Annotated in this window: 11 protein-coding genes; 8 read left to right on the top strand and 3 right to left on the bottom strand. The window is 73.0% G+C overall.

The genetic code is table 11. The features are described 5' to 3' along the window. Positions 1–233: 233 nt before the first annotated feature. The 3 genes from EBN88_RS23095 (at position 234) to EBN88_RS23085 (ending at position 5090) form a co-directional block, all read left to right on the top strand. Positions 234–1376 (top strand): acyl-CoA dehydrogenase family protein, encoded by a 1143-nt coding sequence (locus tag EBN88_RS23095; protein ID WP_122399001.1) that lies wholly within the window; start codon positions 234–236, stop codon positions 1374–1376. A gap of 86 nt (positions 1377–1462) precedes the next feature. After that, a complete protein-coding gene (locus tag EBN88_RS23090; protein ID WP_122399000.1) occupies positions 1463–2677 on the top strand; it encodes an acetyl-CoA C-acetyltransferase in 1215 nt (404 codons plus the stop codon). A 94-nt stretch (positions 2678–2771) separates the two neighbouring features. Then, the gene (locus EBN88_RS23085) at positions 2772–5090 is read left to right on the top strand and encodes a 3-hydroxyacyl-CoA dehydrogenase NAD-binding domain-containing protein (protein ID WP_122398999.1); all 2319 of its coding nucleotides are present in this window, start codon (positions 2772–2774) and stop codon (positions 5088–5090) included. A gap of 105 nt (positions 5091–5195) precedes the next feature. On the opposite strand, the gene EBN88_RS30755 is transcribed toward EBN88_RS23085, so the two are convergent. Beyond that, on the bottom strand, positions 5196–5636 hold the full coding sequence (locus EBN88_RS30755) for an SUKH-3 domain-containing protein (protein WP_158621497.1): 441 nt from the start codon (positions 5634–5636) through the stop codon (positions 5196–5198). A 225-nt stretch (positions 5637–5861) separates the two neighbouring features. On the opposite strand from EBN88_RS30755, the gene EBN88_RS23075 reads away from it, so the two are divergent. From EBN88_RS23075 to EBN88_RS23060, 4 genes are all read left to right on the top strand, one after another. Then, positions 5862–6287 (top strand): RDD family protein, encoded by a 426-nt coding sequence (locus tag EBN88_RS23075; RefSeq protein WP_122398998.1) that lies wholly within the window; start codon positions 5862–5864, stop codon positions 6285–6287. A gap of 366 nt (positions 6288–6653) precedes the next feature. Next, positions 6654–7925 carry a hypothetical protein gene (locus tag EBN88_RS23070; RefSeq protein WP_122398997.1) on the top strand — a complete coding sequence of 424 codons (1272 nt, stop codon included), beginning with the start codon at positions 6654–6656 and terminating at the stop codon, positions 7923–7925. Further along, on the top strand, positions 7922–8509 hold the full coding sequence (locus EBN88_RS23065; RefSeq protein ID WP_147472812.1) for a hypothetical protein: 588 nt from the start codon (positions 7922–7924) through the stop codon (positions 8507–8509). The genes EBN88_RS23070 and EBN88_RS23065 overlap by 4 nt, the downstream gene beginning before the upstream one ends. A gap of 14 nt (positions 8510–8523) precedes the next feature. Continuing rightward, positions 8524–9264: an ATP-binding cassette domain-containing protein gene (locus EBN88_RS23060; protein ID WP_122398995.1), complete on the top strand. Its 741-nt coding sequence runs from the start codon at positions 8524–8526 to the stop codon at positions 9262–9264. 16 nt (positions 9265–9280) lie between these two features. On the opposite strand, the gene glgX is transcribed toward EBN88_RS23060, so the two are convergent. Beyond that, on the bottom strand, positions 9281–11479 hold the full coding sequence (gene glgX, locus EBN88_RS23055) for a glycogen debranching protein GlgX (protein WP_233580866.1): 2199 nt from the start codon (positions 11477–11479) through the stop codon (positions 9281–9283). Positions 11480–11797: 318 nt separating this feature from the next. Here glgX and EBN88_RS23050 point away from each other — a divergent pair, with 318 nt between their 5' ends. Beyond that, positions 11798–13000, top strand: coding sequence for a L,D-transpeptidase (locus EBN88_RS23050; RefSeq protein ID WP_233580865.1), 1203 nt, complete (start codon positions 11798–11800; stop codon positions 12998–13000). Positions 13001–13047: 47 nt separating this feature from the next. On the opposite strand, the gene EBN88_RS23045 is transcribed toward EBN88_RS23050, so the two are convergent. Beyond that, positions 13048–14021: VWA domain-containing protein (locus EBN88_RS23045; RefSeq protein ID WP_122398993.1), on the bottom strand; the 974-nt coding region annotated here is incomplete at its 5' end.

The raw sequence follows: 14021 nt of genomic DNA, 5'->3' as shown, positions 1-14021 counted from the left end.
GAGGACTGGGGCGTCCCGGCGCTCGCGCGCTCCGCGCGGGCGCCGGGGGCGGGCGCGACGGGAGCGGGCGCCGGCGCGCGCCCCGCGAATGCTTCGGGTGGCGGGAACGGTCCGGACGGCGCGGCCCGTTCGCGAAGCGGGGACTCGAACGGAGACCCGAACGAGGACAGGGGCGGAAGCGGGAACGCGGAGCACCACCTGCCGAGAGCTGCGGAAGGCTGAGGTCACAGGTCATGCGTCGGGAGATCTTCGAGCCGGAACACGAGGCGTTCCGCGAGAGCGTGCGCGCCTTCGTGGAGCGCGAGGTGCTGCCGCACCACGAGCGGTGGGAGCGGGAGGGCGCGGTGGACCGCTCGGTGTGGCGCGCGGCCGGCCGGCAGGGGCTGTTGGGCCTGTCCGTGCCCGAGGAGTACGGGGGCGGCGGCACGGCCGACTTCCGCTTTCCGACCGTGCTGGCCGAGGAGTTCGCTCGGGTCGGGGCGACCGGCCCCGGCTTCCGGGTGCACAACGACATCGTGGGCCCGTATCTGACCGAGTTGGCCACCGACGAGCAGAAACGGCGTTGGCTGCCCGGTTTCTGTTCGGGCGAGACCATCGCGGCCATCGCGATGACCGAGCCGGGCGCGGGCTCCGATCTCCAGGGCATCCGCACCCGGGCCGAGGACCGGGGCGACCACTATCTCCTCAACGGCGCCAAGACGTTCATCTCCAACGGCATCCTCTCCGACCTGGTGATCGTCGCGGCCAGGACCACCCCTGAGGGCGGCGCCAGGGGCCTGAGCCTGTTGGTGGTGGAGCGCGGCATGGCCGGCTTCGAGCGCGGGCGGAACCTGGAGAAGCTGGGCCTGCACGCCCAGGACACCGCCGAGTTGTCGTTCACCGACGTGGTCGTCCCCCGGGAGAACCTGCTGGGCGAGGTCAACCGGGGCTTCGCTCATCTGATGGAGCGGCTGCCGCAGGAGCGGTTGACCATCGCGGTCGGCGCGATCGCGGTGGCCGAGGCGGTGCTGGCGGAGACCGTCGCGTATGTGAGGCGGCGGGAGGCGTTCGGCCGGCCGCTGGCCAAGCTCCAGCATGTCCGGTTCCAGATCGCCGAGTTGGCCACCGAGTGCGCGGTGACCAGAACGTTCGTGGACCGCTGCGTGACGGAGCACAACGCGGGCGCGCTGGACACCGCGCACGCCTCGATGGCCAAGTGGTGGGCGACCGAGCTTGCCAACCGCGTGACCGACCGTTGCCTCCAACTGCACGGCGGCTACGGCTATATGACCGAGTACCGGGTGGCGCGGGCCTTCGCGGACAGCCGGGTGGGCACGATCTTCGGCGGCACCACGGAGATCATGAAGGAGATCATCGGCCGCTCCCTGCTCGACTGACCCCCGCTCCCGTCCCGTTGAGGGACCCAGCCCCGAGCCCTCCGAGGAAACCCGCCGGTGAACCCGCGCAGAAAAGGACAACGACGTTGAGCAGCGAAGCCTATGTCTACGAGGCCGTCCGCACCCCGCGCGGGCGCGGCAAGGCCAACGGCGCGCTCCACGAGGTCAAGCCCGTCGACCTGGTGGTCGGGCTGATCGACGAGATCCGCCGCCGCTTCCCCGACCTCGACCCGGCGGCGATCGACGACATCGTGCTGGGCGTCGTCACCCCGCTCGGGGACCAGGGCGCGGACATCGCGCGCACCGCCGCGCTGGCCGCCGGACTGCCCGACACGGTGGCCGGCGTCCAGGAGAACCGCTTCTGTGCCTCCGGGCTCGAAGCGGTCAACCTGGCGGCGGCGAAGGTCCGTTCGGGCTGGGAGGAGCTGGTGCTCGCGGGCGGCGTGGAGTCGATGTCGCGGGTGCCGATGGGCTCCGACGGCGGCGCCTGGGCGCACGACCCGATGACCAACCACACCACGGGCTTCGCCCCGCAGGGCGTGGGCGCGGACCTGATCGCCACGGTCGAGGGCTTCAGCCGGACGGATGTGGACGCCTACGCCGAGCAGTCGCAGGCCAGGGCGGCGGCGGCCTGGAAGGACGGCCGCTTCGACCGCTCGGTGGTCCCGGTACGGGACCGCAACGGGCTGCTCGTCCTGGACCGCGACGAGCACCTGCGGCCCGGCACCACGGTGGAGTCGCTGGCGAAGCTCAAGCCGTCGTTCGCCGCCGTCGGGGAGCTGGGCGGGTTCGACGCGGTGGCGCTCCAGAAGTACCACTGGCTGGAGCGGATCGAGCATGTGCACCACGCGGGGAACTCCTCGGGCATCGTGGACGGCGCCTCGCTGCTGCTGGTCGGCTCCCGCGAGGTCGGCGAGCGGTTCGGGCTGCGGCCCATGGCCCGGGTGGTCTCGGCCGCCGTCTCGGGCTCCGAGCCCACGATCATGCTGACCGGGCCGGCGCCGGCCTCCCGAAAGGCCCTGGCCAAGGCCGGGTTGACGGTCGCCGACCTGGATCTGGTGGAGATCAACGAGGCCTTCGCCGCCGTGGTGCTGCGCTTCGTGCGCGAGATGGGGCTCAGCCACGACATCGTCAACGTCAACGGCGGCGCCATCGCGCTGGGCCACCCGCTGGGCGCCACGGGCGGGATGATCCTGGGCACCCTGCTGGACGAGTTGGAGCGCAGGGGCGGGCGGTACGGGCTGGCCACGCTCTGCGTGGGCGGCGGGATGGGAGTGGCCACCGTGCTGGAACGTCTCTGACCGCACCGGCGGCGCGCCGTCCCACACCGACGGCGCGCCGCCGGCACCGCCCGTTCCCCCGCCGTTCCCCACCGTTCGAGGAGAGTTGCCCGCCATGTCGACCACCCCGTCCGCACCCGCGACGCCGCCCGGGCCGCAGGAGTCGGCGCAGCCGGCGTCCGTCACCGAGCCGGCGCGGAACACCGTCCGCCTGGAGTGGGACGACCCGTCCCCCGGGGACGCCGGCGACAGCCCGTCCTCGGGGAACGGCCGCCGGATCGTCACCCTGGTCCTGGACGATCCGATGCAGTCGGCGAACACCATGAACACGGCGTTCATCGACTCCCTGGAGAACGCCGTTGACCAACTGGTCGCCGAACGCGACCGGTTGCGGGGCGTGGTGGTGACCTCGGGCAAGGAGACGTTCTTCGCCGGCGGCGACCTCAACGACCTGCTCGCCGTCACCCCCGAGCAGGCCGGGGAGGTCTTCGCCAGGAGCCTGCGGGTCAAGCGCGCGCTACGTGCCCTGGAGACGCTCGGCCGCCCGGTGGTCGCCGCGCTCAACGGCACCGCGCTCGGCGGTGGCCTGGAGATCGCGCTGGCCTGCCACCACCGGATCGCGCTGGACGCGCCCAAGGCCAGGTTCGGGCTGCCCGAGGTGACGCTCGGCCTGCTGCCGGGCGGCGGCGGGGTGGTCCGCACGGTGCGGCTGCTGGGCCTGGCGGACGCCCTGCTGAAGGTGCTGCTGGAGGGGAAGCGCTACCGGCCCCGGCAGGCCGTCGAGGTCGGCCTGGTGCACGAGATCGCCGCCGACCGGGCCGAACTCCTCGCCCGCGCACGGACGTTCATCGAGGAGCACCCGGAGGCGGCGCAGCCCTGGGACGAGCCCGGCTACCGCATTCCGGGCGGCGCCCCGAGCCACCCGAAGCTCGCCGCCCAGCTGCCGGCGTTCCCCGCCCGGCTGCGCGAGCGACTGGGCGGCGCGCCCTACCCGGCGCCGCGCGACATCCTGGCGGCGGCCGTCGAGGGCGCCCAGGTGGACGTGGAGACCGCCGGGGTGATCGAGGCGCGGTACTTCACCGAGTTGGCGGTCGGTCAGACCGCCAAGAACATGATCCAGGCGTTCTTCTTCGATATGCGCACGGTCAACTCCGGTCGCAGCCGGCCGCAGGGCGTGCCGGCGCGGAACGCGAGCCGGGTCGCGGTGCTGGGCGCGGGCATGATGGGCGCCGGGATCGCCCACGCCTGCGCGGTCGCCGGGCTGGACGTGGTGCTGCGCGACGTCTCGGCCGAGGCGGCCGAGCGCGGACTGACCGCCGTGCGCGGCACGTTGGAGAAGGCCGTGGGGCGCGGCCGGCTCACCGCCGAGGGCCGGGACGAGGTGCTGGCACGGATCACCCCGACCGCCGAGGTCGCCGAACTCGCCGGCTGCGACGTGGTGATCGAGGCCGTCTTCGAGGACCCGGCGCTCAAGCGGAAGGTGTTCCAGGAGGTGCAGGAGGTGGTGGCGCCGGACGCGCTGCTGTGCTCCAACACCTCGACGCTGCCGATCACCCAGCTCGCCGAGGGCGTGCGCCGCCCCGAGGACTTCGTCGGGCTGCACTTCTTCTCGCCGGTCGACCGGATGCCGCTGGTGGAGATCGTCGTCGGCGCCCGCACCGACGAGACGGCCCTGGCCCGGGCGTTCGACCTGGTGCGCGCCCTGGGCAAGACCCCGATCGTGGTGCGCGACGGGCGTGGCTTCTTCACCTCCCGGGTGATCGGCCACTTCCTGACCGAGGGCCTGGCCATGGTGGGCGAGGGCGTGGCGCCCGCCTCGATCGAACAGGCGGCGGCCCAGGCCGGCTACCCGGCGAAGGTGCTGGCGCTGCTCGACGAGCTGACGTTGACGCTGCCGCGCCGCATCAGGGAGGAGACCCGCCGCGCGGTCGAGGAGGCCGGCGGCGTCTGGCGGGAGCACCCGGGCGACGCGGTGCTGGACCGGATGGTGGACGAGTTCGGCCGCGCCGGCCGGGCGGCGGGGGCCGGCTTCTACGACTACGACGAGAACGGCGAACGGGCCGGCCTCTGGCCGGGGTTGCGGGAGCACTTCGCCCGGCCCGAGGACGAAGCGGGCGAGGCGGGCGACCCGCCGCCGTTCGCCGACCTGATCGACCGGCTGCTGCTGGCCCCGGCGTTGGACGCGGTGCGCTGCCTCGACGAGGGGGTGCTGACCTCGGTGGCCGACGCCAACGTCGGCTCGCTGCTCGGCATCGGCTTCCCCGCCTGGACCGGCGGCATCCTCCAGTACCTCAACGGCTTCCCGGGCGGCCCGGCCGGCGCCGTCGCCCGAGCGGAGGCGCTGGCCGCGCGGTACGGCGACCGCTTCACCCCGCCGGCGCGGCTGCGCCAACTCGCGGACGAGGGAGGTCGTTTCACGGACGAGACCGGCTGACGCCGCGCCAGGTGAACGGTGCCGCCGGGTCCGCGAGCGCGGCCCCGGCGGCGGGGTCCCGCCGGCGGCGGGGCGGCCGGCGGGCGGGACGGCCCGGGCCGCGACTCACCGGTAGCCCACGATCAGCCTGTCCAGAGCCTGCTCACCGCTCTCGGCGAAGAGTTGGACCGCGTCTCGGCCGCGATAGACCGAACCGTCCTCCGCCATGCCCAGGAAGAGGTTCCGCCGGTCCATTTCGCCGACAGGATAGAGGTTCGTTCCCGTCTCCTCGCTCATGGCCGCGTAGATGTCCGCCTCCCACCGCGCTTCGAGCGGATCGAGCGAGAAGGGGCCGAGCGCCATCGTCACGCCCTTCCCGGAGAGGGCGAACCTGAGCCCGCCGAACTCCGCGAGAAACGCCCGCGCCCGCTCGTGCGCCTCGAACCCGTCGCTCTCCCTGAGTACCCGTTCCCACTCCCCCGTGAAAACCCGCCGCCCGGGGAACCAGCCGGCGGCGCGGAGGGTCCGGTCCGTGGACTCCGACCACCTCTGTGAGGCACGCGTCATCGTGACCGCCCGTCGCTGTTCCTCGCGTGGATGGTGCCGGTGGACCATTGTCCCATCGCGGGGTTGGCGGGCGTTCGCTGTCAACGACGGGTGTCCGGGGGCCGGTTGTCGTCGATCCGTGACGTGGCCGGTGCGGGGCTGTCGGGCGCGGTCCCGTAGATTCCCGGCAACGAACGGGGCGTTGGGCCTCGGGGGCACGCAGCAACGGGGGGGACGGGGGTTGGCATGACCGCGAGGGAGGCCGACGAGGGGTGGCTGGTGCTGGCGACCGGCACCGACGTGCTGTTGGCGTTGGGCGCCGGGGTGGCCGGTGCGGTGGCGGTGGAGCCGGACGGCCTGGGAGGTCTCACCTTCGTGCTGGCCTTGGTCGGCTGCGCGTTCGGCTTCTCGTTCGTCAACCATGTGTTCGGCATGTGGCTGGTCCGCGCCAGCCTCGGCAAGTTGCTGTGGGCGCTGCGCGTGGTCCGGGTCAACGACGGTGGCAGGCCCGGGTTCTGGCGGTCGGTCGGCCGGTGGCTGCTCGGCTTCGCGTTTCTCGCGGTGATGGCGATCGCCGAGGACGGCGGCGGCGTGGGCGAGGCCGCCGGCCTGCGCACGGTCCGCCGCCGCGACCTGCGCGGCTACGCCAACGACGGCACCTACCGCGTCTGAGGCGCGGCGAGCGACGCGCCTCGTCGCCGGGTGACGCCCCGGTACCGGGCGGAAGCTTGGGCAACGGCCCGATCACCTACGGTTGCGCAAGGGTCACAACGACCTTAGGATCTTCACTCGTTCGGCTTACTTTTCCACTCCACGTAGTGGAACAGACGCGGACCGAACTGGAGAACCAGCACGGGCGTCTGGACGAACGTGCCCTCGGCGTCGATCTACTTCGAGGTCGACCGCGTCGCGAACGGTGGTTCCTGCTGCCTGCTCTTCGTCGGCCAAGTGAGCGTCGACACCACTCCCTGACATTCGTCGCACCCGGGTGGTGCGGGCCCGTGGAGGTCCGCACCACCATGCGATGAGAGGTTCCCCTTGAACATACGCACGCTGCTGCGCACCAGCAGCGCCCTGTGGATCGCTCCGTTGGCGCTGGGGCTGATCCTCTTCTACTACGTCGCCGTCGGTCAGGAGAACGCCTTCCGGCAGGACTACGGCTGGGCGCCGACGCTCGTGTCCGCGCCGCTGGAGGTGGCCTACGCGTTCGCCTACGGCGTGACCGCCGCGCTCGGGGCCTGGGAGAGCGGGCGGCTGCGGCGGGCGGCGGTCTGGGAGTTGGCGCCGGCGCGGTCCCGTTATCTGGTCGCCGCGCAGGTGTTGCTGCCGGTGGTCGGCCTGGGTTGGCTGATGCTGTGTCTGCTGGTCACCCTCGCCCTGGCGCGGGCCGGCGTCGTGCCGACGCCGGTGAGCCTCGGCCCGCTGGTGCTGGGTCTGGTGCTCTGCGGGGCACACGCCGTCGTCGGCTTCGCCGTCGGGCTGCGGGCGCCGGCCGTGGTGGCGGCGCCCGTGCTGGCGGTCCTGGTGTGGCTGGTGGTGGCGACGTCCCGGGCCACGGACGTGCCCTGGCGCCGCTACACGCTCGGGCAGTACGGCGTCACCCTGGAGTTCGGCGAGACGGCGACCGTCGGCTCGCTGGTGGCGCAGGCGCTGCCGACCGTGGCCCTCGCCCTGGCCGTCGCGGCGCTGTGGCTGCCGCTGCGTCAACTGCTGGCTGCCGCACTGGCGTTGACGGTGCTGGTGGCGGGCGCCGGGGTCGCCCACGCCATGACCCGCGACTGGACCACCGACCCGCTCCGGATCGATGCCGCGCCCATGACCTGCGCGGGCCAGGCGCCCCGGGTCTGTATGCCGGAGGCGACCGTCGGCGACATCGAGGCCGTGCGGACGGAGGTGGTCGGGGCGCTTGACGCGCTTGTCGCGTTGGGCATAGCCGAGCCGCCCGGGACCGTGACGGACTCCCTGACCGACGGCCGCCGCAGCGTGGCGTCCACCGAGGAGACCTGGCGGCTGGGGCTGACCAGCGGCGAACGGCAGGGCACCGTCCGCTATCGGATGGTGACCGAGGCGGTGGACTTCCCCTGTTACCTTCCGGAGCCGCGCGCCGAGCGGTCCGTCCTGCTGTGGGCGAGCGAACGCACCGGCGTCGCGGAGACCTTCTGGGCGTTCCTCGACCGGGACCCCTATGTGGACGACGCGCAACGGGAGTTGCTGCGCGAGATCGTCGACGGGGTGCTGGCCGAGCCCGACGAGACCCAGCTGCGCTGGTACCACGAGGCGACGCGGGCGGCGTGCGAGGCGAGCGCGTGAGCTGGTGGTGGCGAACCCGGCGAGCCCACGTTCTGCTGCCGCTGGGCCTGGCGTCGCTCGCGCTGTTGGCACTGGTGCTGCGGGACAACACGGCGGGGCTGCCGTCGTTCAGCGTCTCTGGCAGCAGCGAGACCAGGATCATGCTGTTCGCGCCGATCCCGCTGGTGGCGCTTCTCGCCCTGTGCCTGGACTCGCGGCTGCCGGCCGCCGAGGACACGGGAGTTCGCCCGGTGCGTCGGATGGACACCGCCCTGGTCGGGCTGGTGATGGCGGCCTCGGTCGTCGTCTGCCTGCCGCTGGGGTGGTGGCTTGACGCGGACGCGGTCAGGGCGGCGGGCCGGAACACGGTCTTCTTCGTCAGCCTGCTACTCCTGCTGCGCCCCTTCGCCGGGCAGGCCGCTGTCCTCGCACCGTTGACCTGGCTGATGACCGTGGTGCTGCTCGGCTTCCGAAGGCCGAACGACCCCTATCCGTGGACGGTCGTCCCCGAACCGAGCGGCGCCGCCCACGCCGCGCTCGCCACCGTCGCGCTGCTGCTCGCCGGCGTGGCCGTCCACCACCGAGGCCCGAGGAGGGGCATATGAACGAGGAGGGGCATATGAATCTGGAACTCTCCGCCCTGACCTACGGCTACCGCAGGCGCCGCCCGCCGGTGATCGAGAAGCTGGATTACCGGCTGCCGGACGGGTTGACGGTGCTGCTGGGTCCCAACGGCGCGGGGAAGTCCACGCTGTTGAAGCTCGCCGCCTCGGCGCTCGCACCGCGCGCGGGGACGGTCTCCCTCGGCGGCCTCGCCTACGGGTCCCCGTCCTACCGGCGGGCCGTGGCGTGGATGCCGCAGGCCATCACGCCGCTGCCCTCCCTCACCGCGCGGGAGTATGTCGCGTATGTCGGCCGGCTCAAGGGCATGGCGCGGAGCGACGCCTGGGAGCGCGCCGAACGGGCGCTGGCCCGCGTCGAGTTGGCCGACCGGGCCGGCGAGCGGACGTCGCGGCTGTCCGGGGGACAGCTGCGCCGGGTCGGCGTGGCCACCGCGCTGGTCCACGAGGCGCGGGTGCTGCTGCTGGACGAGCCGACGGCCGGCATGGACCCGCGCCAACGGCGCGTGTTCCGCGACCTGTTGGCCGCGCTCCGTGACGAGGTGCACATCCTCATGTCCACCCATGACGTGGCCGACCTCGCCGAGGAGGCCGACCAGGTGACCGTGCTCGACCGCGGCCGCGTGCTGCACACCGGGACGACCGGCTCGTTCCTTCGGCACGCGCCGGTCGGCACCGCGCCCGGCCGGGCCGCCGAGGGCGCCTACACGGCGCTGCTCGGCGACCCGGCCGACCCGTAGGGACGGCGCCCGGCGGCTACGCCCCGGCCCGGATCTCCGGGTCGGCCGGCTCGACGCGCAGCAGCAGGACGGAGCGCTCCGGGACGCGGAGGATCGTGCCGCCGAGGTGGGTGGAGTCGGGCGCCACGTCCTGGCGTTCGCGTGAGGTGTCCAGCAGCAGCCGGTAGACGGCGCCCCAGGGCGGGCCGGGGAGCGGGAAGTCCAGCGGCCGGTCGCCGGCGTGCAGCACGGCGAGGAAGCTGACGTCCGTCACCGGCCGCCCCTTCTCGTCGCGTTGCGGGATGTCGCGCCCGGAGAGGTACATCGCCACGGTGCGGCTGGGCGCGTACCAGTCCTCCTCGGTCATCTCCTTGCCGTCGGCGGTGAACCAGCCCAGGTCCCTTATCCCGGCCGGCGCCTGCCGGCGCCCGGAGAAGAACGCGCGCCGGCGCAACACCGGATGCTCCCGGCGCATCCGGATCAGGCGCCGGGTCAGGTCGAGCAACGGGCGCCAGGTCGGGTCGTCGGGCAGCGACCAGTCCACCCAGCCGACCTCGTTGTCCTGGCAGTAGCCGTTGTTGTTGCCGCCCTGGGTGCGGCCGAACTCGTCGCCGGCCACCAGCATCGGCACGCCGGTGGAGAGCAGCAGCGTGGTGAGCAGGTTGCGCAGCTGGCGGCGGCGGAGCGCGTTGATCGCCGGGTCGTCGGTCTCGCCCTCGACGCCGCAGTTCCAGGAGCGGTTGTCGTCGGTGCCGTCGCGGTTGTCCTCGCCGTTGGCCTCGTTGTGCTTGCGCTCGTAGGAGACCAGGTCGCGCAGGGTGAAACCGTCGTGCGCGGTGACGAAGTTGACCGAGGCATAAGGGCGTCGGCCGCCCCAGGCGTAGAGGTCGCTGGAGCCGGAGAGCCGGTAGCCGAGGTCGCGCACGTCGGGCAGCGCGCCGCGCCAGTAGTCGCGCACGGTGTCGCGGTAGCGGTCGTTCCACTCCGTCCACAGCGGCGGGAACGCGCCCACCTGGTAGCCGCCGTCGCCCACGTCCCAGGGCTCGGCGATCAGCTTGACCCGGCGCAGCACCGGGTCCTGGGCGATCACCGCGAGGAACGGGGAGAGCATGTCCACGTCGTGGAAGGAACGGGCCAGCGCGGCGGCCAGGTCGAAGCGGAAGCCGTCGACGCCCATCTCCTGCACCCAGTAGCGCAGCGAGTCGGTGATCAGCCGCAGCACCTGGGGCTGGACGACGTGCAGGGTGTTGCCGCAGCCGGTGTAGTCCGTGTAGTGGCGGGGGTCCTCGGCGAGGCGGTAGTAGCCGGGGTTGGCGATGCCGCGCAGCGAGAGGGTCGGGCCGCCCTCGCCGGCCTCGGCGGTGTGGTTGTAGACGACGTCGAGGATGACCTCGATGCCGGCCTGGTGGAGCGCCCTGACCATGTTCTTGAACTCGCCGACCTGTTGGCCCCTGGTGCCCGAGGCGCTGTAGGCGGCGTGCGGGGCGAAGTAGCCGATGGAGTTGTAGCCCCAGTAGTTGACCAGGCCCCTGCGCAGTAGGTGGTCCTCGTGGGCGAACTGGTGAACGGGCAGCAACTCCACTGCGGTGACGCCGAGTTGGACCAGGTGCTCGATGGCGGCCGGGTGGCCGAGGCCGGCGTAGGTGCCGCGCAGCTCGGGCGGGATGCCGGGGTGGCGCATGGTGAAGCCGCGCACATGCAGCTCGTAGATGACGGAGTCGGCCCAGGGGGTCTTGGGCCGGCGGTCGTCGACCCAGGTGTCGGTGTCGTGCACCACCACGCCCTTGGGCACGAAAGGCGCCGAGTCGTGGTCGTCCCTGACGGTGTCGGCCAACTCGGGCGGCTGGTGGTGGCGGTTGTGCCCGTAGACCTCGTCGGGGAGGGCGAACTCGCCGTCCACGGCGCGGGCGTAGGGGTCGAGCAGCAGCTTGGCCGGGTTCCAGCGGGCGCCGGCGAACGGGTCCCAGGGGCCGTGCACCCGGTAGCCGTAGCGCTGGCCCGGGCGGACGCCGGGCAGGAAGCCGTGCCAGATCTCGTGGGTCAACTCCTCCAGGTGACAACGGGTCTCGCGCCCCTCTTCGTCGAAGAGGCAGACCTCGACGGCTTCGGCGCCGCCGGCCCACAGGGCGAAGTTGGTGCCCTCGGTGCCTTCGGGGCCGACCCGGAAGCGGGCGCCGAGGGGCTGTGGGTGGCCGGGCCAGACGTCGGTCCTCGTGTGCTCAGGTGCCAGGGACACGGGCGCCCTCCATATGTCTTTGACCCGGATGGTTCCCGGTTCCAGGGCGGCCCGCACGTGCTGGCGGGACGGTGTTGGCCGTCGGCTCCGCCACGGTCCGGGAATACGGCATTTTGCCATGACTTGTCCCGGGGGGCGCTCGCGGCGACGCGGGGAGCCGGTGAACGCCGGGGTGCGCCGCCTCGCGCGCCGGGGCGCGCGGGCCGGCGCACCCCGGCGTGAACTGCGACGGAACGGTGACAGTTCCGCGCCCGTCTCACGAGTGTTCATGTGATTACCTGATCGACAATTTCGGGGTCGTGGAGGGGAGCGAAGGGCGTGCGAACGGGGAGTGGGAGACGGAGAGGCGCCGTCGGAACGGGCGCGCTGCTGGGGGCGCTGCTGCTGGCGCTGACCGCGTGCGGCGGCGGGGGCGGGGGCGACGAGGAGCCGTCCGAGGAGGAGAGCCCGGCGGCGGCGGTGGCCATCGCCATCGCGCCGGAGGACGGCGCGGTGGACGTGCCCACCCAGGGCGAGTTGGCGGTCACCGCCGAGGGCGGCACCCTCACCGAGGTGACGGTGGCCGGGCCCGAGGGCGAGGAGGTCGCGGGCGAACTGACCGAGGAGGCCGACGCCTGGGCGCCCAGCGAGGCGCTGGCCAACGACACCGAGTACACCGTGACGGCGGTCGGCGAGAACGGCGAGGGGGAGTCCGAGACCGCCACCGCCACCTTCACCACCGTGGCGGCCGACGCGACGTTCTCCAGCTACTGGAACATCCCCGACGGCTCCGAGGTGGGCGTCGGGATGGAGCTGTCCGTCACCTTCGACACCGCGATCGAGAACACCGCCGAGGTCAGGGACGCCATCCAGATCACCACCGACCCGCCCGTGGAGGTGCGCGGGCACTGGTTCGGCAACCAGCGGGTCGACTTCCGGCCCGAGGAGTACTGGGAGCCGGGCACCGAGGTCGAGATCCGCTTCCGCCTGCGGGGAGTTGAGGGCGCCGACGGGGTCTTCGGCACGCTGCGCGAGGACGTCACCTTCACCGTGGGCCGCAGCCAGGTCTCCACCGTGGACGCGGCCGCGCACACGATGGAGGTCGTCAGGGACGGCGAGGTGCTGCGCACCGTTCCCATCACCGCCGGCGCGCCGGGCACCGAGACCTGGAACGGAAAGATGGTGATCACCGAGAAGCACAAGGAGACCCGGATGGACGGGGCGACGGTCGGCTTCGGCGGTGAGTACGACATCCCGGACGTTCCGCACGCCATGCGGCTGTCCACTTCGGGCACCTTCGTGCACGGCAACTACTGGGCGTCCTCCGCCACCTTCGGCAGCGACAACGTCAGCCACGGCTGCGTCGGCCTGGAGGACCGCCAGGGCGCGGGCGACCCGAACACCGACGCCGCCTGGTTCTACGAGAACTCGATGATCGGCGACGTGGTCGAGGTGATCAACTCCGAGGACGACGTGATCGCCCCGGACAACGGCATCAACGGCTGGAACATGGACTGGGCCGACTGGGGCGCCGGCCAGTGACGCCAGCTCCTGGCGTGACCCGATGCGTCGGGTCACGCCAGGAGACGTCAGATCACCCGGAACAGGTCGGCGGCGGCCCGCACGTCCGTCAGGTCCTCGACCGACCTGAGGTTGTCGCACAGCGCCGCCAGCGCCGAGCCGTCCCCAGCCGCGTCGGACGGGGCACCGACGGCCACGCCGAAGACCCGGAATCCCAGCCGCCGTTTGACCTCCCGCCAGCCGCGCAGCCACTCCTCGGTGACGCCGCACTCGTCGTCGGTGATCAGCACGATGTCGCCCCGGGCGCGGCCCGCGTCCTCGAACTCCTCCGCCAGCAGCTCTCCGGCCGCCGACAGCGGCGCCTGGTAGCTGGTGCCGCCGCCGAGGAACGTCTCAGCGAAGTCCAGCACCTCCTCGATCGGGGCCGGCCGCCGGGCCGGGAAGCGGAAGACCCGCAGCCGGTCGGCCGAGGAGAACAGCACGCCGACGAAGTCCCGTCGGGAGCGGCGGGCCTGGTCCAGCAGCGCCAGGGCGCACCCCTTGGCCCACGCCTCCCTGGTCACCCCGCCGGGCCCCGCCTCGTACATGGAGTGCGAGGTGTCCACGCACGCGACGATCGCGCCCCGGCCGGTGGCCCGCTCGGCCAGGCCCTCGTAGAGCATCAACTCCCCGGCGGCGTAACGGGCGGCGAAGACCGCGCGCAGCTCCGGCGTGCCGAGGTTGGCCAGCTCGGAGGGGATGACGCGGGTGAGGTCGTCGCCGAGGGTGACGCCGACCAGCTCGCCTGCGTCGCCCTCCACCCGGCGGGCGGCCTCGCCGCCCGCCATCCGCCGGAAGCGGCCGATCAGCTCGGCCCACGGCGCGAGCCGGCCGGCGCGCAGCCGCTCGGCGAGCCTGGCGCGCTGCTCGAACGACATCCGCTCCAGCTCGCCCGGGCCAACGCTCCACGCCCGCATCAGCGTTGACTCCGCGCGCACGGCCTCGACGGCCAGCGCCGCCGCCTCGCGCGCGGCGACGCGGAGGGCCGCGGCCCCCGGCTCGG

It is taken from the genome of Streptomyces triticirhizae, assembly GCF_003696235.1.
Classification (GTDB): domain Bacteria; phylum Actinomycetota; class Actinomycetes; order Streptomycetales; family Streptomycetaceae; genus Streptomyces; species Streptomyces triticirhizae.
Note: the sequence above shows the minus strand (reverse complement) of the source record. Positions and strands in the feature narration are given on the sequence as shown.

What these genes read in the sequence shown, in the direction of transcription:
- EBN88_RS23060 (WP_122398995.1), top strand. Translation starts at nt 8,524, where the DNA reads ATGAATCTGGAACTCTCCGCCCTGACCTACGGCTACCGCAGGCGCCGC.
- EBN88_RS23095 (WP_122399001.1), top strand. Translation starts at nt 234, where the DNA reads ATGCGTCGGGAGATCTTCGAGCCGGAACACGAGGCGTTCCGCGAGAGC.
- EBN88_RS30755 (WP_158621497.1), bottom strand. Translation starts at nt 5,636, where the DNA reads ATGACGCGTGCCTCACAGAGGTGGTCGGAGTCCACGGACCGGACCCTC.
- EBN88_RS23075 (WP_122398998.1), top strand. Translation starts at nt 5,862, where the DNA reads ATGACCGCGAGGGAGGCCGACGAGGGGTGGCTGGTGCTGGCGACCGGC.
- EBN88_RS23085 (WP_122398999.1), top strand. Translation starts at nt 2,772, where the DNA reads ATGTCGACCACCCCGTCCGCACCCGCGACGCCGCCCGGGCCGCAGGAG.